Genomic DNA, 23139 nt, shown 5'->3' on the forward strand with positions numbered 1-23139 from the left:
GGGAGAGAAAACAGATGAACGACCCCACACGCAGCAAGCGCGACGTGCCGACGCAGCAGACGCGCAATCCCAATATATCGACGGAAAACCAGCCTCAGGGTGCGGCGCGGCGGCCAAGCGCAACGCTGGACCGGGAACCGGAGCGCGACCCGCTGAGCGGGGGCAGCATCCCATCCAACTATAATCCCGAAACCATGACGCGGCACGGCGAGGAACAGGACAGCCGTGCCGGACAGGAGGGCGCAGGCGAAAAGTCGCGCCGATCCGATGGATAAGGGTCAGAAGGACGGGGACAAGCGTTCGCCGGGCCTCCCACCCATCTACCAGGGGGATGAGGACGCCAATGTCAAGGCGGCACAGCCCCTCCCCCTCTCCACCGGGCGCGAGGACAATCGCGGCCACAGGGCCCGAGAAGGTTCAGGCGTGGTCGAGGGAAGCGGCGCCGCGGCAGGCGGTGGCGGTAATCCGGAAGATTATGACAGCGACCCCGTCTCTGGCGGAGCCGCTCAGCAAGGACAGGATGATGATGACCGAAAATCAAAACCGCAGTGAAGGCCGCGACGACGCGGACCTGCATGACGATCCCCCCGCGCCCGGCCAAGGCAGCGCGGCAGGCGGTGATCTGGCGAGGGATGTCGGATCACGCGATGAGGAAAAATCAGCACGGGGCGGCGATCCGGAACCCACGCGCGTGACGAAGCAGGACAAGGTGCAGCCACAAACCAGCACCCGATCCGACAACGAAGGCGCGCAGCGCTGATCTGGTTTCGCGCGGCGCCTAGAGCATCGTGCGCAAAATTGGGAACCGGTTTTGCGCTAAAACGATGCGACAACAAAAACGAGAGCGCGCGACCTCCGCCCGATTGAGGCAGCGCGCTCTACACCAGCATCTCGTTAGGGGTAAGCGCCGCAGCGTCACGCAATGATGCAAGGTCAGGAATACGCAGCCATTTGGATTGCAGTTCCACCAAGCCACGCGCCCGCATCGTCTGTAGCGTCCGGTTTACATGAACCGGCGTGAGGCCGGTGAGGTCGGCGATCTCCATCTGCGTGAGAGGCATTGCGCATTGCTGGCCATAAGCAAGGCCGGACGCGCGCATGCGTTCGAACAGTTCCAGCAGCAGATGCGCCAAGCGTTCCAGCGCGGTCTTGCGGCCGAGGGTGACAAGCCAGTTGGTTTGCCGCTCGATGACTTCGGCCAGGTTTTTCCAACAAGCCTGCTGCGTTTCGGCTGAAAAGGAGCCCTGAGGCGTCGAGGAAAGCCGCGCCGCGCGTACATTGGTGAGGGCAACGATCGGCTGGGAGGGGCGTTTGCCAAGCGCCCAATGCGGCTCGCAGATATCACCGGGCAGATAGAGCCCGGTGATTTGACGGCGGCCATCAGGCAGCAAGCGGTAACGGCAAGCCCACCCTTCATCGATACGGAAAATCGATTCAGGTTGCTCATCCTCCCGCGCGAGAAACTGATGCGGGCGGAAATGGCAATGGGATTCGTTAACCGCAACTTGGCCTAACATGGGCGATTCCCCTGTCGAAGCCCCCGCCGAAACCATAGCCTAAATAGGTCAGCCACCCTTTACCCATGTTGGAGTCATTAAGTTCTTGCGACGAAATGGTGTGGAGCAACGATCAGCCGTCCACACCATTAAGTTCGGCTTCACGGTGACGGTGGCGTGTCAGCCGCCTGCGCTGCCAGAAAACCGGCCGCGTCGAGATCGACCTTGAATTCGCGATCCCATAGTCGGACCTGCCCGCAGAGCGCCAGGAAAGGCTCGACGTCATCGGCTCCCTCAAGCCTCACAAAGCCTTCATCCATGTCACTCTCGAGCAGCCCGGCACGCTGGATGAGGGGCAGCGCATCATCGACATAGGCAATGAACTTGCAATGCGCATGGGCATCGCTGACGAAGTCCTTCGCCGCCTTGTCCATGGTAAGCTGGGCAGCGCCCTCCGCTGACAGGATGAGCGCTACAGCGTCGTAGAGGACGGACGGTCCGCCATCGATCTTCTGCTTGGCTTCGGCGATGGTGCCGTCGTCCAACAAGGCACCGGCTGTTTTCGGTGCGATGATTTCGTACACCGCGCCAAGGCGCTTTATCTCTTTGGTCAGCGCCTTGACCAGTTCGACAGGAGCGCCATCGCTCACCAATATGCCAAGCTTTCGTCCGGCAAAGCTTTCCGGCCCATTCTTGACGATGCTGAGCGCATCGGACGGTGGAAGATCCGTACGCGGCGCGGCGGCGGCAGGAGCGGGATCGGGTAGTTCGGCAAGGCCAAGCCCGCTTGCTACGACGGTCGCGAGCGTCTCGTCGATGTTGCGCAGATGCGCGACCATCCTCTGCCTGATGTCGATGCGTTCGCATTTAGACAGCTCGAACACCAGCGCGTCGCCGATATGCTTTTGTTCGATGGGCGTCTGGCTGATGAAGAACTGGCGCGCCTGGCTGTAATGATCGTTGAAGCTGGGAGAGCGGATTTGTAGCTTCGGCCCCGCCTCCCCGGCCGCGAAGTGGCGGTAGCCGCGATCGGGGGACTCGCGCGGGCCGCCCCAGCTGTTGGGCTCGTAATTCACCCGGCCCTTGGGATTGTTCATCGCCATATGGCCGTCCTGCTGGAAGTTATGGACGGGGCAGCCGCGCGGCTGATTGATCGGGATATGGGTGAAGTTGGGCGAACCCAGCCGCTTCAATTGCGTATCAAGATAGGAGAAATTGCGTCCCTGAAGCAGCGGATCGTTGGAAAAGCCGATCCCCGGTACGACATTTTGCGTGCAGAAGGCGACCTGTTCCGTTTCCGCGAAGAAATTGTCGACTTGTCCATCAAGGACGAAGCTGCCGATGCGGCGGACAGGGATCTGTTCCTCGGGGATGATCTTCGTCGCGTCGAGCACGTCGAACTCGAACGCTTCGGCGAAATCATCATCGAAAATCTGGACACCCAAGTCCCATTCAGGCGGATTGCCGAGGTCGATCGCGTCCCACAGATCGCGGCGATGGAAATCCGGGTCGGCGCCGTTGATCTTCAACGCTTCGTTCCACAGCACCGATTGCAGGCCCTGCTTGGGTTTGAAGTGGAACTTGACGAAAGTCCCCTTCCCTTCCGCATTGATCAGGCGGAAGCTGTGGACGCCGAACCCTTCCATGAAGCGGAAGGAGCGTGGAATGGCCCGGTCCGACATCGTCCACATGATCATGTGCATCGATTCAGGCGTCAGGGTGATGAAGTCCCAGAAATTGTCATGCGCCGTCTGCGCCTGCGGGAATCCCCGATCGGGTGTCTGCTTGGCGGCATGGACCAGGTCAGGAAATTTGATCGCGTCCTGAATGAAGAAGACCGGGATATTGTTGGCTACAATGTCCCAATTGCCTTCCTTGGTATAGAATTTGGCAGCGAAACCGCGCACGTCGCGGGCAAGGTCGAAGGAGCCCTTGTTGCCGACCACGGTCGAAAAGCGGACGAACATCGGCGTTTTCGCGCCGACTTCGGTCAGCACCTTGGCAGAGGTGAACTCCTCCAGGCTTTCGTTGAGCGTGAAAGTGCCGTGGACGCCGAAGCCGCGTGCGTGGACGACGCGCTCGGGAATGCGCTCGTGATCGAAATGGAATATCTTTTCGCGGAAGTGAAAATCCTCAAGAAGCGTCGGGCCGCGCTCCCCTACCCTGAGGCTGTTCTGGTCGTCAGCCACCGGAACGCCCTGCTGCGTCGTCAGTACATCGCCCGACGATCCCGCAATCTGATGCAGTTCACCACCTGCCCCTGTCTTCGTCTCGAATTCGCGCGCGGCGCTCTTGGCGCCCTTATCCTCACCGATCTTCCGGGCCATGCGGCACTCTCCTGATGCAGATGGTTGCAGCTTGGGGAGGTCCTCCCCGCTCCCTGCCCCAGACCCACCAGAAGCCACGTTGTTCCTGCTGCCTCCGGAACGACCGCGACGAATTCCGCGCCGCATAATGCAGGTTAGCAACTTTCCCCTGCGCTTCTGGAACATGATTCCCCGGCGCTCGCTCTAACCCGCGAGAGGAGTAGCCCATGACATCAAGAACAACGCTGATGATCGCTGCACTATTCGCAGCCCTGCCAGCCACCGCCGTTGCACAGACGCCTTCGGCCTATGTGGCAGCGGCAGGAGCGAGCGACCTGTTCGAGCAGACATCGAGCAAGCTGGTCCTTCGCACCACACGGGATGCCAAGGTGCGGTCATTCGCCACGATGATGGTGCGGGACCATGCCAAGAGCACGGGCATGGTGAAGGCGGCAGCAGCCAGGTCGGGCGTCAAGGCAGGTCCGCCGCAACTGACCACCGATCAACGCGCCAAGGTCGCGTCCCTCACCAAGGCGACGGGCACGGCGCGCGACCAGCTATATTGGCAGCAGCAGAAAGCCGCCCATAGCGCCGCGCTGCAACTGCATCAAAGCTATGCCGCGAGCGGATCGGCCGCGCCTCTCAAAGCCGCCGCCAAGCAGATCGTCCCCGTCGTTCAGCATCATATCGAAATGCTCGACGGCAAGGCGATGCACGCACATTGATCCTTTCGGGAAATCGATCGCCATGCCCATGATGGACGTCCAAGCCACAGCCGAGAACAGGAGCCCTCCGGTTCCTCGCGACCTGAAGCATGTGTCGCTGAAGGAAGACCTTGAGGTGCAATATTGGTCGCAACGTTTCCGGACTTCCCGGCAACAGCTGGAGGAAGCGGTGGAACAGGTCGGCCACAGCGTCAACGCCGTGGCAGATTATATCGATCGTAATCGGTAACCGACCATGAACCGCGTCGACCCGCCGCCTCCACCCAAAGCAGGACGGGCGGCTGCGCTGATCATATTGGTCATCGCCGTGATCATCGCGATCCTCTTCATCGGCCGTAACGTGTGGCATGGGGAGGAATTGCAGGATAACCAGGAAGCGGGCAACAATGTCGCGGGCAATTATCAGGGTCAGTCAAACTATTGAGGAAATGCTCTGGAGCTTGTTCCTACCCGGCAGATAAGATTTCCCGCTTTGCGAAATACTCTAGAAGCGCGCGGGGATGGTTCTGATCGGCACCGGCTCGGGCAATCGCCTCCATCCCAGGTCTGCGATGACGTCGTTGCTTTGCACGGCTTCCCTGCCCCGGCTGCGGTCGAGGGACCAGGTGATGTGGAAGGTGCCGCCGTCAGGCCGCCCGCTGTTCCCGCCTACGACGACGATCAGGGCCTGAAGTCCTTCGCCGTCGCTGATGCTGCCGACGATCTCCGCCTGCTGCGGCTCGGGCAGCGGAGCGTCCTGGGGCACGCCGGACGCCAACGTGATGTGATCTGCGATGACGTCCGGCCAGAGGGGTGGAAAGCGATCGAGCAGTGAAGAGCGCTCCGCCTCATCAAGCTTCCAACCGATCGCCGGCATGTCCTGCTCCTCACTTGTAGGGCCATCAACGTCCCAGCGGCCCGTTGGTCGCATGGGCGAGATCGGTCGATCAGCTTTCCAGCATTTCGCGGATGCGGGCGGAGAGCATTTCAATCTGGAACGGCTTTGTAATCATCTGCATGTTATCCGACAGGAAGCCGCCGCGCACCGCTGCCCCTTCTGCATAGCCGGTCACGAACAGGATAGGCAGGTCGGTCAGATGCTCCCGCGCGATTTCGGCGAGTTGCCGCCCGTTCATCCCCGGGAGGCCGACATCCGAAATCATGAGGTCGAAGCGGCGGCCTGATTCCAGGATACGCACGGCCTGCTGCCCGTCTGCGGCTTCGGTCGCCTCGTATCCAAGCTCCTCCAGCACATCGCGTACAAGAAGGCGCACGGATTCATCATCTTCGACCAGCAGCACGGACTGACCATCGCCATGGTGGATGGCCGCGCTTTCGGCGGGCGCTTCATGGGGCTGCATATCGGCGACGGGCAGGAATATCTTGACCATCGTCCCCTCCCCCACCTGTGAATCGATGCGAACAAGTCCGTTGGACTGCTTGGCGAAACCATAGACCATCGACAGGCCAAGGCCGGTCCCCTGCCCGATCGGCTTGGTGGTGAAGAATGGGTCGAACACCTTGTCGAGCGTATCGCCATCGATGCCGACGCCCGTATCCGAAACCCCGACCATGATGTAGCGGCCCGGTGCGACACCCGGATTGCGGGCGCAGCATTCTTCGTCCAGTTCCACCTCTTCACAGGACAGCGTCAGCCGGCCGCCATCCGGCATCGCGTCGCGGGCGTTGATGGCGAGATTGATGATCGCGCTTTCAAGCTGGTTTGCGTCCACCAGCGCCGGAGGTAGCGTTGGCGAGGATGAGAGGATCTCCACCTCGATGGATTCGCTCATGGTACGGCGGAGTAAATCCTCCAGCGAATGGATCAGCTTGCACACATCGGTCGGCCGGCTGTCGAGCGACTGCCGCCGTGAAAAGGCAAGCAGCCGCGCGGTCAACCCAGCCGCGCGCTGGGCCGACGTGCTCGCGGCATCCATGAACCGTTCGAGATCGTCCAGCCGACCGCTGGCGATCCGGCGCTTCAATATGTCGATCGCTCCAATGATCCCGGTAAGCATATTGTTGAAATCATGCGCGATGCCGCCCGTCAGTTGGCCGACCGCCTCCATCTTCTGCGCCTGCCGCAGAGCTTCCTCTGCACGGGCGCGCTCTTCCGCTTCGGCTTCGAGCCGAGCGAGCGCATCGCGCAATTCACGCGTGCGAACATCGACTTCCTGCTCCAGCCGCTGAGCGGCCTCTGCGAGCGCCTGCTGGCCCCGTTTCTGTTCGTCGATGTCGACGATTACGGAAATGGAGCCGGTGACACGCGAGCCGCTGGGGTCCCGGAGCGGGACGCCGCTTACCCGCGTCCATACCGATGGCCTGTCTGGCGGGTGGTGGAGGAATTCGATGCCCCGCACCAGCTCGCCCCTGAGCGCGCGCATGGTGACGAAGCGATCACGCGTGATCCGGCTGCCATCTTCTTCATAGCCTTCCCACAATTCCTCGGCATTGGGCAGCCGGGCGGGAATTTCGCCGCTGGGCAGGAAGCGGCGAAATGCAGGATTGGACAGCAGCGTGCTGCCATCGGCATTGACGAAGGCAACACCCACCGGAAGGTTTTCCAGCAGCGTGTTCAGACGGCTGCGTTCTGCGTCGATCGCCGCGAACTGATCACGGATCAGCAATTGCTTCTGCCGTGCCCTGATGCCGGATGCGACGGCGCTGATGAGCGACTCTCCGCTGACCGGCCGCTCCAGCAGGATGACGCTCAGTGCATTGTCCGGCAGCCGCCGCCTGACCGCTTCGCTGGACGCAAACCGTCCCGCCTGCCGCCCTGCGAGAAGCACGAAGGGCACGTCGGACCAGGCAGGCTGCGCCTCCAACGCCAGCCGTAGCGGTTCGAGATTGGCCAACAATGCTTCTTCGGTGACCAGCACCACCCCGGTTTGCTCGTCGATGGCGTGCGCCACGTCAATCAACGTAGGGCATATTTGAACGGGATGCCCCTCGCCCTCAAGCAGGCGCGTGACGCTTTCTGCGTCGCTGCCATAAGGTGCGCTGACAAGGACCCGAAGGGACGGGGATGCGGCCTTATGCACGGCCGGGGCGGTCCTCCATCAACGGTGAGGCAGCGCCCAGATATTGCGGTGTGCCGGTGAGCACGCCCCGGAAGTCGGACAGGGGTGCGCCTACCCGAACACCGTGAGAATCGATGCGGAATTCACGGATCGAGTCCTCATGCGCGCCGCTGCGATGCTTGATCACGGACAGCGCCTTGCGGATGCGGCCCTCCGCTTCGAAGAAACGCAGGAGGATGACGATGTCGGCGATGTAGGACACGTTAAGTTCGTCGGCGCTCATCGATCCGAAGAAGCCCTGCTGCGGATTGACCAGCAAAGTCACGACGCCGCGATGGCTGAGGTAGGACAGCAGCTCATGCAATTGAAGGATGAGCTGCTGTTCCTGCGACATGGCCGCGAGATAGCCATTGAGGCTGTCGACAAGCACGATGCGCGCATTCCGATCCTCAACCTCGCGCCGGACCATTGAGGCAAATTCCCCGGGCGCCACCTCGGCTGGATCGATCTGGCGGATGACGAGCCTGCCGTCATCCATCAATGCCTGAAGATCGGTGCCGAACAATTTGGCGCGGCTGATCAGCGTCCCGATCCGCTCGTCAAATTCGTAGATGACCGCATTTTCGCCCCGTTCGCAGACGGCAACCACATATTGCAAGGCCAGTGTCGTCTTACCTGCGCCAGCCGGGCCGGTGATGAGCGTGGTAGTGCCGCGCTGGGGACCGCCGCCCAGAATGGCGTCCAGTTCGGGGATCTTGCTCGGCACCGGATCACCCACGAACGGCGCATGATGATCGGACGCGATGAGGCGCGGAAAGATGTCGATGCCGCCTTTGCGAATGATCATGTCGTGGTATCCCGCGACGAAATCGACGCCCCGCATCTTCTGGATTTGCATCCGCCGCCGGGCCGCTCCGAAATCCAGTGTCAGCCGCTCGAGCGTGATGACGCCGTGGCACAGGCTGTGCAGATGATTGTCGCGAACACCAGCGCCACCCGTCAGGTCATCTACCAGCAGGACCGTCGTGTCGATCTGAGCAAAGAACTGCTTCAGGAACAGCAGCTGGCGCCGGTAACGAAGCGGATCCTGTGCGAGCAGCCTCAATTCGGAAAGACTGTCGAACACGATGCGCCGCGGCTTGATCCGCTGCACCTCTTCCCGGATCAGGTCGATCGTGCCGCCCAGCTCCATCTCCCAGCTGTGAAGGATGGATTGATCGCGCCCAATGCCAAGCACCGACTCGGCTGAAGCAAGTTCGAACAGGTCGACATTGTCGAGGCTCCACCCGTGAGAGGCGGCCACCACGGATAATTCTTCGCTCGTTTCAGAAAGGGTCACATATAGTACCCGTTCGCCAGCCTTCACCCCTTCCAACAAGAATTGGAGGGCAAGGGTGGTTTTACCCGATCCGGGCGCACCTTCGACGAGATAGAGCCGCTGGGCAGGGAGGCCGCCGCCCAGCACCAAGTCCAGCCCAGCATTGCCGGTGGAAACGCGATCAAAAATTCCGGTCATTCAGCCATGCCTCCGCAGCACGGCCGTCACCATATCAATCGACGTGAGAAAATCCATTGCCTCCCGCCAAAGCGAGGAACGTGCCGCACCGCCAGTCATGCCGGCATTAACGCCTTTTCATGCAGGCGGTTGCATCTTTGTCATGGCTTAGCGGCCAGGCGGATCGTGGGGCGCAGGCGCAGTGACGGGGCGCAAGCTTTCGCGGTCCTCAGGCGGGACGGGCGCGGTGGGATCAGGGCGATAATGCTCCTCCGCCCTGACGGTGCCATCGGGATGGCTGTCACCCAGCAGATCGGCGGGAACATGACCGGTCGAGGGCTCGGTAGACGCCTGACTGGGGCGGGACCGCGTCGTGGTTGATCCGGGCGTCGGTTGCGCATCGGAGCGGGATCGGTCGAACAGCTTCTTGGCGATGAAGCCTGCACCGGCGAGAAAGGCGAGCTTGCGGATCATGGTAGCGAAATCCTCGTCAGTGGTGGGTCACTTCGGGCGCACGGACGAAGGGCATGTCCTCAGGCTCGATCGTGGTGGGATGATGATCAGCATCATGCATCTGGCGGCCGAGATGCCGCACCTGCTGCGTGCGGCTCGCATCCCGGCGGGCGGGGAAGGCCTTGCCCGTTTCCTTGTCGAGAGCCCGCGCCACAAGTGCGTCGATGATGGTGGCTCCCGCGACGAAGGCGACGGCTCCCCAGACGCCGCGATGGCGCGGCGCACTGCGAGCGGCGAGGCCAAGGGCTGCCAAATCCATGGCGTCGCCTGCCACCCGGTTCCACACCAGCGTCGAATGCGCTGGCGCGGCGAGCAACCCTGCCCCGGCGAGCATCTCCCGCGCGCCGAAGACGCGCAAGGTGGTGCGCCCCGCGCGATGATCATTGCCCAGGGCGCGGGCAATCCGGCGGGTCGCGGCTATTTCGGCCACGCCCAGAGCAATCGAGAAAATTCCTAGGCCAAGGCTGATCCGCCGGGCATCCATGGTCGGCCTCCTATGCTGTATCTGCTGGGGCTAACGGCTTGGCGGGGAGCGTGTTCCCATCGTCGGAGCCCGCTTACCGGAGCAGCGCCAAAGCGACGGGAAAGAACGGCGGCCGGTTTTGCTTCTGCCCCTGTCCTTGCGGCACAGCGGGCGCTCCGTCATAGCGGGCCACAGCGGCCAGTCAGATCGGAGTGATGCGTGACCCAATCCTGCGACCTTGCGATCCGAATGCAGCGGGCGGCGTTCAACCGCGCTCTGGCAGACATGGACCTGAGCACGATTGGGCCGCTGCTGTCGTCCGGAGCGATACTTGTGACTGGCAGCGACAGCGGGGTCATCACGGGCCGCAGGGCGCAGTTGATGGCATGGAAGCGCGAATTCGCGTCGCCCCAGCGCATAGTCTATGTCCGGATGCCGACCTGCATAACCGTCTCGCCAATCGAACCCATCGCCATGGAACAGGGTGAATGGAAGGGCGTGGCCGCAGACACGCAGGAGCCTGCTGCGTCAGGCATCTACAGCGCGAAATGGCGCAAACTTCGCGGCGAGTGGCTGATAGAAGCCGAGATTTTCGTGACGCTCGCCTGATGCTGGCTGGCCCGGCAATGACGCCGGGCCAGCCGATCGTCTCTAGCCCAAAGCCTTCGCCATCACCCGCCCGAGCCGTTCGGCAAAGGCGCGCGGATCGGCAGGCAGTTCGCCATCGGCAATCCGCGCCTCGTCCAGCAGCAGCCAGGCGGCATCCTCGCGCAAGCTGCTGCCGTCCTGGAGGCCGCTCAACCCAACGATGAGGTTGTGGCGCGGATTGAGTTCCAGCACAGGCGCCGAAGCGCCGCCGCCCCGTCCGGCAGCTGCCAGCAGCTTTTCCAGCTGCCGGTCCATGCCATGTTCGGCCGCCACAAGGCAGACGAGGCTTTCAGTCAGCCGTTCGGACACCCGGACATCCGATACCTGGTCCTTCAAGAGCTGTTTCGCGAAATCGATGAAGCTGCTGACTTCCTCCGACGCAGCGGGCGCCTCCGTTTCACCCTCGGGCAGAGGGATGAGGCTGAGGTCGGCAAGGCCCTGCGTCACCGATTTGAAAGGTTTGCCGTCATAGTCGACGCCAGCGGTGACCCAGAAGCTGTCTACCTGATCCGTCAGCAGCAGCACCTCGATACCGCGCGCGCGGAAACCTTCCAACTGCGGAGAGGAAGCGACCCGGTCAAGATCGGAACCGGTGGCGTAGTAGATCGCCGTCTGGTTCTCCTTCATGCCCTCCGCATAGTCCTTGAGCGAACGCCAGCCTTCGCCGGATGCCGTGGATTTGAAGCGGGCTAGGCCGAGCAACTGCTCGCGCCGGGCGTAATCCTCGTACAGCCCCTCCTTCAGCACCGCACCGAAATTGTCCCAGAATTTGATATAGCCCTCGCCATCATTGGCGGAGAGCTTCTCCAGTTCGGTGAGCACGCGATTGCTGACGCCCTTCTGGATCGCGGCGAGAACGGGGCTCTGCTGGATCATCTCGCGCGAAACGTTGAGCGGCAGGTCGCTCGAATCAACCAGACCGCGCACGAAACGCAGGTAGCGCGGCAATATCTCCGCCTCGTCCGTGATGAAGACGCGGCGAACATACAGCTTCATGTGGCCGGTGCGGTCCGGATCGAAAAGGTCGAACGGCTTCATTTCGGGAATGAAGGCGAGCACGGAATATTCATGCAACCCTTCGGCCCGATAGTGCAGTGTCAACGCTGGCTGGTCGAACTGACCCGCGACGCTGCGATAGAAGTCGGTATATTCTTCGGCGCTGATCTCGCTCTTGGGCTTGGTCCAGAGCGCCGCGCCGTCCGCAATCTGCTCGGCATCCGCATCGGGCTTTTCCTTGAGGAAGATCGGCACCGGCACATGGCCGGACTGATCCTTGATGATCTGCTGGACGCGATAGCGTTCAGTGTAGGACGCCGCATCCTCCTTGAGATGCAACAGGACGCGCGTGCCATGTTGCGGTGCTTCGGCTGTATCGGCGGATTGGACGGTGTAGGTGCCAAGGCCATCGGACGACCAGCGCGCCGCCTGATCGGAACCTGCCCGGCGCGAGAGGACATCGACCCGATCGGCCACCATGAAGGCGGAATAGAAGCCAACGCCGAATTGGCCGATCAGCTGTGTGCCTTCCGCATCCTTGGCGCTGGCGACACGCTCCATGAACGCCTTCGTGCCCGAACGCGCGATCGTGCCGAGCGCCTCGACCAGTTCGGCCTCGCTCATGCCGATGCCATTATCCTCGATCATGAGCTGGCGCGCTTCGGGATCGAGCGTCACCGTCACTTGCGGGCTCCCGCCAGCGGCGAGCGCGGGATCGCTGAGGCTCTCATAGCGCAGCTTTTCGCAGGCATCGGCGGCGTTGGAGATGAGTTCGCGCAGGAACACATCCTTGTCCGAATAGACCGAGTGCACCATCAGGTGCAGCAATTTGGCTACGTCAGCTTCGAAGGAACGGGTTTCAGGAGCAACGTCGGTCGGGTTCGTCATGGCGTTTCTTTCATGCCCTCCAATGAATTTTGGCCGCCGGACAGATGGCGCGGCACGGCTCGCGTTTCAAGCGTGAGAAGAATGACGGCGGAACCATGGATCGCGATTGCCGGTTCGGCGCTTTCACCCCCATCATTAAGGAGGCGCGCGTGCAGGTCGAAACCTATTTGCTGGCGGAACATGATTGGGTGCCGAACAATGGCCGCCTGCCGGTCATCCTCTACCGGCGCGCGATTGCTCCCGCCTCGTGCGATGAGACAGCGCATGTATTTGAAGAGGCCTTTGCGCGACATGGATGGCCCGCGCAGTGGCGCGACGGCATCTATGACTATCATCATTATCATTCGACTGCGCATGAGGTGCTGGGCATCGCGGCAGGCACGGCGCTGCTGATGATTGGCGGACCCGGCGGGCGCGAGATCGAAGTGAGCGCGGGGGACGCCCTGCTGCTGCCCACCGGCACGGGACATTGCGCGCTGAGGAGCAGCGAGGATTTCCTGGTCGTCGGCGGTTATCCCGAGGGGCAGCACTGGGACATATGCCGCGCCGCGCCTGACGAGGAGGCGCGGGAACGCATGACCACCCTCCCCTTCCCCGCCTCCGATCCGCTTGATGGACCCGGCGGGACGCTGAACGATCATTGGAAGGCGCCGCTGTAGCGCCTTAACGTCGCAGCTTCACATACCAGCCGATGTTGAAGCGCCAGCCGCTATCTCCGCCCGCAAAGGCCTGGTCGATCACCCGCGCACCTTCCAAGCTGAGCGACGCGTGCGGATTGTAGACGATCCGTAGCCCGCCGCCTGCCGAGGCAAGGTCATAGTCGGCGGCGGGCAAGGCCGCGCGTTCGAGCACGCGAATCTTCGCGCCATCGATGAAGCCGTAGACCTCGCTATCCTTGAGCTTGGCGGCGATGTCGGGACGCCACGCCAGCTCCAGCGACCCCGCCGCGCCGCGATCGCCGCTGAGCACCGCCGTATCGAACGCCCGGCCGAATTCGGGACCGCCGATCGCGAAGCGCTCGTTTCCTGAAAGCCGGTCCGCGCTATATTGTCCGGCGAGGCGCAGCCGTCCGACGAAACGCTCGCCCAGCATCCGGTCATAGCCCACCCGGCCCGTCACCTTGGTAAAGACAGGATCGGTAAAGCCCGGCGTACCGCGCGCGTCCAGGATATCGAGGCCGCGGCCAAGGTTAAGCGACGCGCTGAAAACGCTTTTTTCGTTGATAGCCGAGTAGCCGACCGCCGCGCGTGCTGCCCGAATGTGATCTGATGACAGCACCGAACCCAGTAGCGCAGCATCGCTGTTCAACCCGTCCAAGCCAGCGCTGACGGTAAGATTACGCTTGTAGCCTCGAATTATCGGGTAGCTGAGCGAGGCTCCGAGCGTCCAGGCTTTGCCAGTGATCGGAAAATCCTTCAGCCTTGTGTCCAGATGGGAAGCCGCAAGGCCGAAGGTCAGGCCGTCCGACCCGAGCGGCGTTTGATGGCTGAGCCCGGCATAGCGATATCGCTTGAGGTCGGTCGCCGCGAGCAAGGTGATATCGGTACGATCGCCATCCCGCAGCAGGCTGAAAAGCTGGCCCGTCGCGCGGAGTTGGCCGGTGCCCAGGCCTGCCTGGGTCCGATTGTCGATGCCGAAGCTGAAATTGCTGTATTTGCGTTCCGGCGTGACGGACAGTTGAACGGCGCCTGCTTCCCTCCCCCTGTTGAGGCCCACATCGACCTTCGCGCCCGGAATGTCGCGCATCAGGGACAGATAGCGTTCCAACGAACGGCGGCTGAGCGGCTTTTCCTTGCGCAGCCGCTCGGCATAGGCGCGGACGAGCGGACTGGCGCCCTTGGGATAAGTGATATCCTCGACAAAGCCTTCGGCGAGCAACAGCTTCACCCGGCCGCTGGACAAATCCTGCTGGGGAATGGCGACGGTGTAGAGCGCGACGCCGCTCTTGGCATAGGCTTTCGACACCGCCTCCGCGAGCGCCTTGAGATTTTCCCCCGACGCTGGCTTGCCGAGATAGGCCTTTGCTGCCTGGGCAACGCGTTCGGGAGCCTCGACACCGACAAAGTCGATGGCCTGGATGATCGTGCTATTGTCGCCCGCCTGCACGGCTATGCGGCCGGACGTGGGCGGCGGCACTCGCTGGCCCTGCCCCTCCCCGGGCCGAGGTTGCGTCGCCTGTTCGATCAGCGGGGGAGCAAGCAAGGTCGGGGAAGTCTGGGCAGCCAGCAGCCAGGGCGCCGCCGCCGAGATAAGCGCAGCCATCATAGGGGAATGTCCTGGGAAGAAGCGTCCGGAGGCACGATCAGCAGCGCGCCTCCGGAAGGATGGTCAGGGCCTTGTGAGGTTCAGCCCGCCCGTCAGGCTGTTAAGCGTGCCGGACACTGTGCCCGTCACCGGCGCGAGAAGCCCGCCTGGGGACGCCGTCGCGCCTGCTTCGGCGGTGGCTCCGCCTGTCGTGGCGCCTGCGGCTACGCCGATGGGCGCAAGAGCCTGCCCGGCGGTTTGTTGCACGGTCGAGGTGAGGCCCGATGTGGTGGAGGTCACGCCATTGACGACCGATGTGACGGGCGCGAGCAGTCCGCCAGTGCTTCCGCTGCCGGTCGCCGGCAAGCCGCCGGGCAATATGTTCGCCTCGACGACCGCAGGGCTTCCGTTACCCAGCAATTGATTGCCGCCCAGCGCCACATCAAGCAAATTGGACGCAATGCCGCCGGTGGGCGCGGTGATATTGGTGACGCGGACGTCGGCTATGCCATTCACGTCGGCAAGCACGGTGTTGCCCGCGTTCAGCACGCCCACGGTCGCCACTGTGCCCACAGGCTGCGTGCTGCCGAGCACACCGACGCCGATCGCGCCTGTCGTGCCGTTCAGCCCTTCTATGACGGTCCGGCCACCGACATCGATGCTGACCAGATCGCCAACGACGCCCTGAGCGCCCTGAAGCAACAGCGTCCGGCCCTCGCCTGCATCCACCAGCACCGTACCGGTATCGGTGAGAACGCGGGTGATCGTGCCGGTCACAGGTTGCAACAAGGGGAGCGCGGTCGCCACCGGGGTTGTGACACTGCCCTGCCCGTCCGAAACGCCGAGCACGGCATTGCCCGCTGTCACCAGTACGGGTGACAGCGGGCCAAGAGCAGCGCTTGTCGCGCCGCCGCTGCCTGTTCCGCCAGAATCCGAACCACTCGCGCCCCCGGTTCCCGATCCGCCTGTTCCACCGCCGGTGCCAGTGCCGCCACCTGTTCCGGAACCGCCCTCCGTTCCAGTGCCCGATCCCCCGCCTGTACCGCCGCCACTCCCGCCGCTGCCCGAGCCTGAACCGGGGTTACTTGCTCCAACAGTCGCGATGCGCGTGCCGCCGCTGCTTTCACAGGCGCTCAGCACCAGCATGAGGCCGGAACATGCGGCCAGGGTTGCAAATGCGCTTTTCCGCGCCGTTCGATCGCTGGTTAGTCCGTGTGCCACAAACCTTCTCCTATCTGATCCAGCATTTCTTGCTGACGCAGACGAGGCCACGCGAACGGGTCGAATAGGCATGAGGCGTGCACATGCGCTGCCCTGTTATATTTATGAGTGACGACGGACTTGCACTGATTAACCTGAACCTCGGCTCCTTCGGCGGCCCCGCTACCTTGCAAGCAAGGCCGGAAACTTTGCGTCCCGATGTCACCATCGGTTTGCCTTTGTCGGGATCGATCCTTCAGCCGTAACGCCCAAGTGGCAGCTTGGTTCTGTGGCACGATGAAAAAATCTCATTTTTATGGTTACTTTTCATGGCGATGGAATTTTGGACGCGCTTTCGCTTTTTGATCTGCTCCCGTCAGCCCCGCATCGTAGGTCTGCTGCATCCGTAACGCACCAAAAAGCACCTGCAACCAACATATCTGTTTGGTTGTACGCCTTATCTTGCTAAGCCCGAGAAATGCTGGGTTTTTCGTTATCTGCAGAGCAGGCGCTGTTATTGCTCGGACGGCTGGACGGACGGCTTGCCAACAGTCCTGCGACCGACATCTGGCTCGCGCGGGCGCGGGTGAAGGGCGCTGCGGCACTTGCCAGCGTTGCGTCGGTGCCGATCGCCGTCCGGGATCTGGAGGACTGGATTTGCGGCCGCACACCTCCCCCACGGCATAGCGAGGGGTTGAACGACCCGCTGTCGATCGCGGCGCTTGTCCATTTTGCTCTTTCGGCCAGCGAAAGCCAACGAGATCCCATCGCGCGCGCGACACTCAATATATCGCGGCAGCTTCTGGACGACCGGAAGGAAGCTGAAATATGGGCGCCGGACGATCTGGTGCGCTTCGGTCCTGCCTGGCGGGCCGTCCAAGCCTTGGTGGAGGCGCCCTACCCTGCTTCGAGTGTCCAGGCCGTGGCGGAGCGGCTTATCGCTGCGCGAGAGGGCTTGGCGGCGCCCACCAGCGGCGGTCAGTTGCTGACGACCGCGGATGGGCGGCAGTTGCAGATCGACCCGCGCCAGCCAGACCTTGGATGGGTAATCGCGGCGCATGTTCCTGCTGCCCTTGAAGCATCGGGGCTGACGTTGCGGCGGTTGCCCTCATTCGTCGACCTTCCCCGTTTTCCCGGCATTGATGCGCCGACGCTGACTGGCCAGCTGTTCGGCATGATTCAAAGGCAGGCAGCACAAGGGTTGGCAGAATTGAACCGGCTTGAGGCGAGGCTGAAGAAACTGCCCGACGAGCTTCCCGTAACCAAACGGAGCAAGGCACCCCTGCTGATGCGGCTGGAACTGGCCTATCCCGGGTTGAGCAAGATGGCGGTCGCCCGCCTGCTCGGCATCTCGCACCAGGGAGCGACCAAGTTGGTCGCGCAGCTTGCCTCTCCTCTTCTCTCCAATAACCAGAAAATCTCGGGTTAGTTACAGGGTTTATAAGGAAAGTTAGAGAGTTACGGCGGCCGGAGCCGCGCACGAATCGTTGAAGATGCACGAGTCGGACCAAGCTGCTGTTCCCGAAAGGTCGGCTATCCGTTCCCGGAGTGTCGAGCAACCCGTTCCTGAAGTGTCGGGCTATCGTTCCTGAAGGACCGTGTGCCGTTCCCGGAATGTCGAAGGTGCCGTTTTGGAGCTGCTCTCTCCACCGGGATTGAATCAGTTGCGCAAGATGGCTGCTAAATGTCGTTCAAAAGCTGTGGATGAAATGTAGTCGCAGAGATTCGTTCGAAATTGTGATCGATCAAGCGGGGAGGGCTACCGACACTTCGGGAACGGCTTACGAAATGTCGCGATGATAACGGAGGCCGCGTCTTATCTGCGGGGGGCGGTCAGAGGGTGTGGCGGTTCTTTTCGTGGAAGCGGCGCACGAAGCCGATGAAGGCCTTCTGATAGTTCACTGGGGTTCGCGTAGGATCAGCGTCGAGCCAGTTGCGGAAATCCTGATGGAGCGACTGATAGTCCCAACCCGGACAATCGGCGCGCAAAGTGGCCAATGTGGCGTCCGTCAATTCACCGGCCGTCACTCGGGAAGAAAGACCAGTGACGGTGCGGCGGATCACGTCGGAAGCGTCGAACAAGGGCTCGGCGTCGCCTTTTGCCGATAAGCGGGCTGCCGATGGCGCTCCATTCACCGACGTCGTTTGGGTAGCCGTGGGCTTTGCAGCGGGGGATTTGCTCGTCGCCTTGGCCGCTTCCACTATGCGGCGGCTCATGCGCAGGGAAGGCTCGCGCTTGCCCTGCGGTTGTTCGAGGAGCAGGGTGTAACCGGGTAGCGGGTCGCGTTCGGCGATCTTGGCGATCTCGAACTTGAAGCGGCGATAGGCGCCTTCTGCGCCGGACTTTTCGAACAGGGTGGGCATCGAAATGGAGAAGCCCCCCTCCCCCGCCCCACCGGCATGCTTGCGCGCTACCTTGTAGAGCCAGCGCTCCCGGCCGCCGGTCAGGTCGAAATAGGCGCGATCGATGGACAGGACACCGCCCTGCATCAGCACGCCTTCATAGAACCAGTTGCTGAGTTCGATCGTCATGCCGCGCGAACGTTCGGTGCGTTCGTCAACAAGCTGGGTCCAGCCATCAAGCCAGCTGAAGGTTGCCTCCCGGCGATTTTCGGCGCGAATGTTGGTCTTGATCGTGGTGGAGACGAGCCGGTCTAGCGATTGGCCCAGCAATTCATAGGCGCGGCCAGTCGTCGGACGGTGGATTGCGCGCAGCAGATCATAAGGCATGAGATGCAGTTTGCGTGGCACGTCGTTGACCCCGCGCCGCGCCATGTCGGCGAGCACAGAGGCGCAATAGATGAGAATGTCGGCGTCCCAGATGGTGGCCATGCCATAATCGGGATTGGCGGAGACATGGACCCAGGCTTTGCCGTCAGGAGACGTGTAGTCGATCGGCTTGACGCGTTTCGACTTGGCGAGGCTGAAGAAGGGGCGCTCCATCATCTCGCGCTGATCGCGCAGCGGCATGTCCGCAATGTAGGGGAGGAACAGTTCAAACTGGTCCGTAAGTTCTGCTTTGCCGGTGCGGGTCATAGGCAGTTCCTTGGCAAAGGCAGAGCGAGTCCAATGTTTTCCCGGGGAAACAATGAATGAATTGGCGAGAAAAAACGGATTCCGCAGGAGGGGAGGGGCAGGCCCTCCCCGGGACGGACAAGTTGTTTCCCCGGGGAAACAGGGCGTGAGGGATAGGCGAGCGCCAAGTCTCGCTCCATTCCTGCTCTGCCGTTATGCCCCCCCGAGCGCTTCACTGCTGCAAGCCCATCCCTTGCCGTTCGAGATGTTCGAGCGTGTCGCGGAGCGCCATTGCCAATGTTTCCATGTCGGCGCCCGACCCCGCGTGAAAACGGATGGTGATGCCCTGCCGATTAACCGACTGCACGGTGAGGGCAGGGCGACCGTAGCGCGTGGTCCAGGTGAAGGGATCCTCCTTCGGCTGCGACACGGCCACGCGCGGGGCGTCGAGCAGGCGCTTGAGGACTTCGGCCCCCGGGATCGGGGGAGCACCGGCGACGCGGCGTTCCCGTTGTGTCGTAACGAGCCGGACTGCTTCGGCGCGGACAGCCGCAGCAGCGTTCGGATCGTCAAGAGCCTGGGCCAGCGGGTAAGCGGGCTTCAGCTGCACATCACCGGGCGAGGGGAAAGCTTCGATGATGTCGTCGGGAATGCCCGCGACCTTGATCATCTTGCTGAGCCAGCCCTTGGACAGCTTCAGCCGCTCTGCCATGCGCGTCAGATGGCTGCCATAATGCGTGCCGAGCGCCTCCGCATAATTGCGCGCGCGCTCAAGATCGGTGACGTCCTTGCGCGCGCGGTTTTCGAGGTCCGCAAGACGGAAGGCAGCCTCGTCGTCCAACTGGGCGACCTGCGCCACGAACATCATGTCCGGGTAGCTGTGCGCGCGGAGCCAACTGATCGAGAAATGGCGACGCGTGCCGGCGATCACTTCATAATCATGGTCCGGATCGCCCTCGACCCGCCGCACGACCGCGGGCACTTTCTGTCCGCCCTCCGCGATGATGGAGTCGATCAGCTCGCGGCAATTGTCCTCGGTAAGATGGGAATATAGCCGCGCATTGCCGCGCCATATGCGCACGCGGGCGGGATCAAGCAGCAATTGCGTGACCTGCCGCACTTCCCCTGACGCGAGCCGGGCAAGAGCCGTTTCGCGGCCGAGCAGCGTTGCGCCGCGCGCGCGCTCGGGGCGAGCCGGGGGAGGGGAGGGGGGCGACGTTTCGGCCTCGGCAACAGGCGGGCTGTCAGTCGCGGGAGCGGGGGCGGGGTTTTCCGCCTCGTCCGACAAGAGCGCTGCCAGATAGTCCGATTGCTTACGCGCCATGGGCTTGTCCTCCGATTCGCGGGGAACATATGGTGAACATGTCTGTGTAGGACAGTGTTGATTTTGGTTCACGCGGAGGCGCGGAGACGCGGAGGAGTTGTGGCTGCGGCGCAGCTGCCTCTTTCATGCGGGCGGCTTCGCTGCACCGAACAGTTGAGCAGAGAGTTTCGCCTGCGGCGGAGCGCCATATCTCAGCGCCTCGGCGTCTCCGCGTGAACAAAGTCTCACGCCGCATTGACGATATCCTCTTCCCGCGCAGGCGCGACGCGGCCCCAGCCCTGGCGGACGAGCGCTTCGATCTGCCCCATGGCTTCGTCCAGATTGGCGCGGCAGCGCTTGTGGGTGCGCGGCGTCCCGATCGGCTTTTCGAGCTCATAGACGGTCATCATGCGCAGCGCCGCATGGCTGATTTCCGCGCTGTCGAGGATAGGAATGGGGAGCAGGGCAGGGCCGAAGCTCTGTTCCATGATCGCGCGGACCATCGAGTGGCTGGGATCATTGCTGTCGAATTTCGAGCAGAGCAGCCGGACGAACTGATAATCGACCTCAATCCCCGCCGTCTGCAACTGGTTGATGACCTGATCCATCATCGAGAGGAACTGGACGGTCGAGCAGAAGTCGGGCGTCGTCGCGGCCAGCGGGACCAAGAGGGCGTTCGCCGCCTGCATCACCGCAAGGCTGATCGTGCCAAGCGCTGGCGGCGGATCGAGCAGCACGACATCATAATGGCGGGCGAGGTCCATCAGGCCCTGCTTGAGCTTGCGAAACCGTGCGGCGAGAACGGAACCGCCGTCGCTGCCCGCCGCCGCGAGCTCATATTCCACGTCGAATAGCTCTAGATTGGACGGGATCAGATCGACATTGGGCCAAGCGGTATGCTTCACCGCATAGAGCAGGTCGACCTGCGTCGGATCGATCGACAGATAGGGATAGAGCGTCTCTTCCCGCTGAATATTGAAATGCGGGTTGAAGCCGAACAGGGTGGTGGTGGTCGCCTGGCTGTCGCAATCGACGACGAGCACCCGATATCCCTGGACCGCGAAATAATGCGCCAGATGCGTGGTGACGGTCGATTTGCCGACGCCGCCCTTGAAATTCTGCACTGCGATGATCGCGGGAATGTCGAGCGGCGCGCGTTCGGGCGAAGCGCCCAGCACCTGCCGCATGTTCAGCAGTTCCTCGACCTTGTAACCGGGACGTCTGCCATTTTCGGTCGGCGGGGCAGGGGGGAGGCGGCCATCTTCCTCCGCCATGCGAATCCGATTCGTGGAGCAGCCAAGCAGTTGCGCGGCTTCGGCGATGCCGAAGCGGACGTTGAGTTCCTTTCGGCTGTCAGGCAGAAAAGCCTTGCGGCGCAGCCTTTCGACCATCTTTTCGCCGGCTTCGGCCAGATCCCCGATCTGGCTCACTATTGCGTTCATTTCCGACCCCGACGCCCAAGTTGAAGCTCAATCGGGAATGCTATCGCAGAAATCCTTCAAATTCGCAATCTTTACTGGAATATGATGCGGCGGCTTGAACTGGCCGCCCTGATTGTCAAAATTGCGTCATCAAGGCCGTGGCAAGAAGCTCCGGCCCGCTAAGCAGCGCAAGCGCATATGACAGGGGATGTACATGCCCGCAAAACTGCCGGTCCGCCATCTGGGCCCGCTTTCCGTATCGGCGATAGGGCTTGGGTGCATGAACCTCAGCCATGCTTATCTGCCGCCCCCGGACCCGGAGCAGGCGGAGCGATTGTTGCTGCACGCGATCGATTCGGGGGTCACCTTCTTCGACACGGCAGCGATTTACGGCTTTGGCCAGAATGAGGAACTCCTCGGCCGCACATTGATGCACCGACGCGGCGAGTTCACGCTGGCCAGCAAATGCGTGCTTGGCGAAGTCGACGGACGGCGCGTGCTCGATGGGTCTCCGCAAGCGATCGCCCAAGTGCTGGACCAGGCGCTGCGGCGTTTGCGGGTGGAGCAGATCGACCTCTATTATATGCACAGGCTTGATCCCAAGGTGCCGGTGGAAGAATCGATGGGCGCTCTGGTACGCGCCGTGGAGGCGGGGAAGATCCGCGCGATCGGCCTGTCCGAAATGTCCGCGCCGACGATCAGGCGCGCCCATGCCGTCCATCCCATCGCCGCCGTGCAGACAGAATATTCGCCCTGGACACGCAATCCCGAAATCGCCGTGCTGGATGTTTGCGCTGAACTGGGCATCGGCTTTGTCGCCTTTTCGCCGGTTGGACGGGGGCTGCTCGCCGGGCGGATCGGCAGGGAAGGGGTGGAGGAGGGCGATTTGCGGACCGGCATGCCCCGGTTCCAGCCACCCCATCTTGGACGCAATCTCGATCTTTACGACCAGCTGCGGATGCTGGCCGAAGAAGCCGGATGCAGCAGCGCGCAGCTGTGCCTCTCCTGGCTGCTTGCCAAGGGCGACACTATCGTGCCGATTCCCGGCACCACCAGCATCGCACATCTGGATGAGGATCTGGCGGCGATTCACCTTGATCTCTCGCCTGCTATATTGGCGGCGGTCGATGCGCTGTTTCCGCCGGGCGCGGCTTCGGGCGGGCGCTATAATGCGCAGGCGCAAGCGCAGGTGGGGACTGAAACATGGCCCGGCGAACTGGAGGAACAGGCCTGAAACGCCTGTGTTCCGGCCGTTCAGGACCCCACACAGAAGAAAATTGGCCGCTCATGTTTTTTCCTGTTGACCGACTCATCCGACACGCCTAGATGCCACTCCACCGACGCGGTGAGCGCCACTGGTTCTCGCTTCGATCGGTCGCCAACATAGTCGGACACCAGTCCCCCGGAACGCAAGGATCGGGGATCAT

The 23139-nt window shown here is 62.5% G+C and carries 23 protein-coding genes and 1 riboswitch; of the genes, 10 read left to right on the forward strand and 13 right to left on the reverse strand.

The genetic code is table 11. From position 1 onward, the window contains the following. Positions 1-14: 14 nt before the first annotated feature. From SPHS8_RS15710 to SPHS8_RS15720, 3 genes are read left to right on the forward strand one after another with little or no spacing between them, the layout of a single operon-like run. Complete coding sequence (locus SPHS8_RS15710; protein WP_201516363.1) at positions 15-275, forward strand: hypothetical protein; 261 nt, start codon at positions 15-17, stop codon at positions 273-275. Continuing rightward, positions 268-552 carry a hypothetical protein gene (locus SPHS8_RS15715; protein WP_236575208.1) on the forward strand — a complete coding sequence of 95 codons (285 nt, stop codon included), beginning with the start codon at positions 268-270 and terminating at the stop codon, positions 550-552. The genes SPHS8_RS15710 and SPHS8_RS15715 overlap by 8 nt, the downstream gene beginning before the upstream one ends. Next, positions 527-760 carry a hypothetical protein gene (locus SPHS8_RS15720; protein WP_201516365.1) on the forward strand — a complete coding sequence of 78 codons (234 nt, stop codon included), beginning with the start codon at positions 527-529 and terminating at the stop codon, positions 758-760. The genes SPHS8_RS15715 and SPHS8_RS15720 overlap by 26 nt, the downstream gene beginning before the upstream one ends. Positions 761-878: 118 nt before the next feature. On the opposite strand, the gene SPHS8_RS15725 is transcribed toward SPHS8_RS15720, so the two are convergent. After that, on the reverse strand, positions 879-1517 hold the full coding sequence (locus SPHS8_RS15725; protein WP_097093023.1) for a Crp/Fnr family transcriptional regulator: 639 nt from the start codon (positions 1515-1517) through the stop codon (positions 879-881). A 140-nt stretch (positions 1518-1657) separates the two neighbouring features. Beyond that, a complete protein-coding gene (locus tag SPHS8_RS15730) occupies positions 1658-3823 on the reverse strand; it encodes a catalase (RefSeq protein WP_201516366.1) in 2166 nt (721 codons plus the stop codon). A 206-nt stretch (positions 3824-4029) separates the two neighbouring features. Between SPHS8_RS15730 and SPHS8_RS15735 the strand changes: the two genes are divergently transcribed. Genes SPHS8_RS15735 through SPHS8_RS15745 form a run of 3 tightly spaced genes read left to right on the forward strand, consistent with a single transcriptional unit; the run spans position 4030 to position 4951 of the window. Then, positions 4030-4527: a DUF4142 domain-containing protein gene (locus SPHS8_RS15735; RefSeq protein ID WP_236575209.1), complete on the forward strand. Its 498-nt coding sequence runs from the start codon at positions 4030-4032 to the stop codon at positions 4525-4527. Positions 4528-4555: 28 nt separating this feature from the next. Further along, on the forward strand, positions 4556-4756 hold the full coding sequence (locus SPHS8_RS15740) for a DUF3606 domain-containing protein (protein ID WP_097093315.1): 201 nt from the start codon (positions 4556-4558) through the stop codon (positions 4754-4756). A gap of 6 nt (positions 4757-4762) precedes the next feature. Then, entirely contained in the window at positions 4763-4951 is a 189-nt protein-coding gene (locus SPHS8_RS15745; RefSeq protein ID WP_097093026.1) for a hypothetical protein, read from the forward strand. Between the two features lie 60 nt (positions 4952-5011). Here SPHS8_RS15745 and SPHS8_RS15750 read toward each other — a convergent pair whose 3' ends face one another. The 5 genes from SPHS8_RS15750 to SPHS8_RS15770 form a co-directional block, all read right to left on the reverse strand. Next, entirely contained in the window at positions 5012-5383 is a 372-nt protein-coding gene (locus SPHS8_RS15750; RefSeq protein WP_097093027.1) for a hypothetical protein, read from the reverse strand. Positions 5384-5453: 70 nt separating this feature from the next. Continuing rightward, positions 5454-7418 (reverse strand): response regulator, encoded by a 1965-nt coding sequence (locus SPHS8_RS15755; RefSeq protein ID WP_236575214.1) that lies wholly within the window; start codon positions 7416-7418, stop codon positions 5454-5456. Between the two features lie 121 nt (positions 7419-7539). Continuing rightward, positions 7540-9042 (reverse strand): ATPase domain-containing protein, encoded by a 1503-nt coding sequence (locus SPHS8_RS15760; RefSeq protein WP_201516368.1) that lies wholly within the window; start codon positions 9040-9042, stop codon positions 7540-7542. Positions 9043-9189: 147 nt separating this feature from the next. Further along, positions 9190-9495, reverse strand: a complete 306-nt coding sequence (locus tag SPHS8_RS15765) for a hypothetical protein (RefSeq protein ID WP_201516369.1) — start codon at positions 9493-9495, stop codon at positions 9190-9192. A 16-nt stretch (positions 9496-9511) separates the two neighbouring features. Further along, complete coding sequence (locus SPHS8_RS15770; protein ID WP_201516370.1) at positions 9512-10018, reverse strand: hypothetical protein; 507 nt, start codon at positions 10016-10018, stop codon at positions 9512-9514. 198 nt (positions 10019-10216) lie between these two features. On the opposite strand from SPHS8_RS15770, the gene SPHS8_RS15775 reads away from it, so the two are divergent. Then, the gene (locus SPHS8_RS15775) at positions 10217-10606 is read left to right on the forward strand and encodes a nuclear transport factor 2 family protein (RefSeq protein ID WP_201516371.1); all 390 of its coding nucleotides are present in this window, start codon (positions 10217-10219) and stop codon (positions 10604-10606) included. Between the two features lie 42 nt (positions 10607-10648). Here the strand turns inward: SPHS8_RS15775 and htpG are convergent, their stop codons facing one another. Then, positions 10649-12529, reverse strand: coding sequence for a molecular chaperone HtpG (gene htpG, locus SPHS8_RS15780; protein ID WP_201516372.1), 1881 nt, complete (start codon positions 12527-12529; stop codon positions 10649-10651). Positions 12530-12573: 44 nt separating this feature from the next. Between htpG and SPHS8_RS15785 the strand changes: the two genes are divergently transcribed. Further along, entirely contained in the window at positions 12574-13188 is a 615-nt protein-coding gene (locus tag SPHS8_RS15785) for a cupin (protein WP_236575210.1), read from the forward strand. Positions 13189-13192: 4 nt separating this feature from the next. Here the strand turns inward: SPHS8_RS15785 and SPHS8_RS15790 are convergent, their stop codons facing one another. Both SPHS8_RS15790 and SPHS8_RS15795 read right to left on the reverse strand, forming a co-directional pair. Next, positions 13193-14794, reverse strand: coding sequence for a ShlB/FhaC/HecB family hemolysin secretion/activation protein (locus SPHS8_RS15790; protein ID WP_201516373.1), 1602 nt, complete (start codon positions 14792-14794; stop codon positions 13193-13195). A gap of 63 nt (positions 14795-14857) precedes the next feature. Then, positions 14858-15994, reverse strand: a complete 1137-nt coding sequence (locus SPHS8_RS15795; protein WP_201516374.1) for a hypothetical protein — start codon at positions 15992-15994, stop codon at positions 14858-14860. Positions 15995-16143: 149 nt separating this feature from the next. Further along, a riboswitch (cyclic di-GMP riboswitch) is annotated at positions 16144-16221 on the reverse strand. Positions 16222-16451: 230 nt separating this feature from the next. On the opposite strand from SPHS8_RS15795, the gene SPHS8_RS15800 reads away from it, so the two are divergent. Further along, positions 16452-17402: a hypothetical protein gene (locus SPHS8_RS15800; RefSeq protein ID WP_201516375.1), complete on the forward strand. Its 951-nt coding sequence runs from the start codon at positions 16452-16454 to the stop codon at positions 17400-17402. Between the two features lie 404 nt (positions 17403-17806). On the opposite strand, the gene SPHS8_RS15805 is transcribed toward SPHS8_RS15800, so the two are convergent. The 3 genes from SPHS8_RS15805 to SPHS8_RS15815 form a co-directional block, all read right to left on the reverse strand. Next, positions 17807-19009 carry a replication initiator protein A gene (locus SPHS8_RS15805; protein ID WP_201516376.1) on the reverse strand — a complete coding sequence of 401 codons (1203 nt, stop codon included), beginning with the start codon at positions 19007-19009 and terminating at the stop codon, positions 17807-17809. 211 nt (positions 19010-19220) lie between these two features. Next, positions 19221-20312, reverse strand: coding sequence for a ParB/RepB/Spo0J family partition protein (locus SPHS8_RS15810; RefSeq protein ID WP_201516377.1), 1092 nt, complete (start codon positions 20310-20312; stop codon positions 19221-19223). A 224-nt stretch (positions 20313-20536) separates the two neighbouring features. Continuing rightward, positions 20537-21733 (reverse strand): AAA family ATPase, encoded by a 1197-nt coding sequence (locus tag SPHS8_RS15815; RefSeq protein WP_097093039.1) that lies wholly within the window; start codon positions 21731-21733, stop codon positions 20537-20539. 193 nt (positions 21734-21926) lie between these two features. Between SPHS8_RS15815 and SPHS8_RS15820 the strand changes: the two genes are divergently transcribed. Continuing rightward, on the forward strand, positions 21927-22946 hold the full coding sequence (locus SPHS8_RS15820) for an aldo/keto reductase (protein WP_201516378.1): 1020 nt from the start codon (positions 21927-21929) through the stop codon (positions 22944-22946). Positions 22947-23139: the final 193 nt, after the last annotated feature.

The sequence above is a fragment of the Sphingobium sp. S6 genome, from assembly GCF_905120495.1.
GTDB classification, from domain to species: domain Bacteria; phylum Pseudomonadota; class Alphaproteobacteria; order Sphingomonadales; family Sphingomonadaceae; genus Sphingobium; species Sphingobium agri.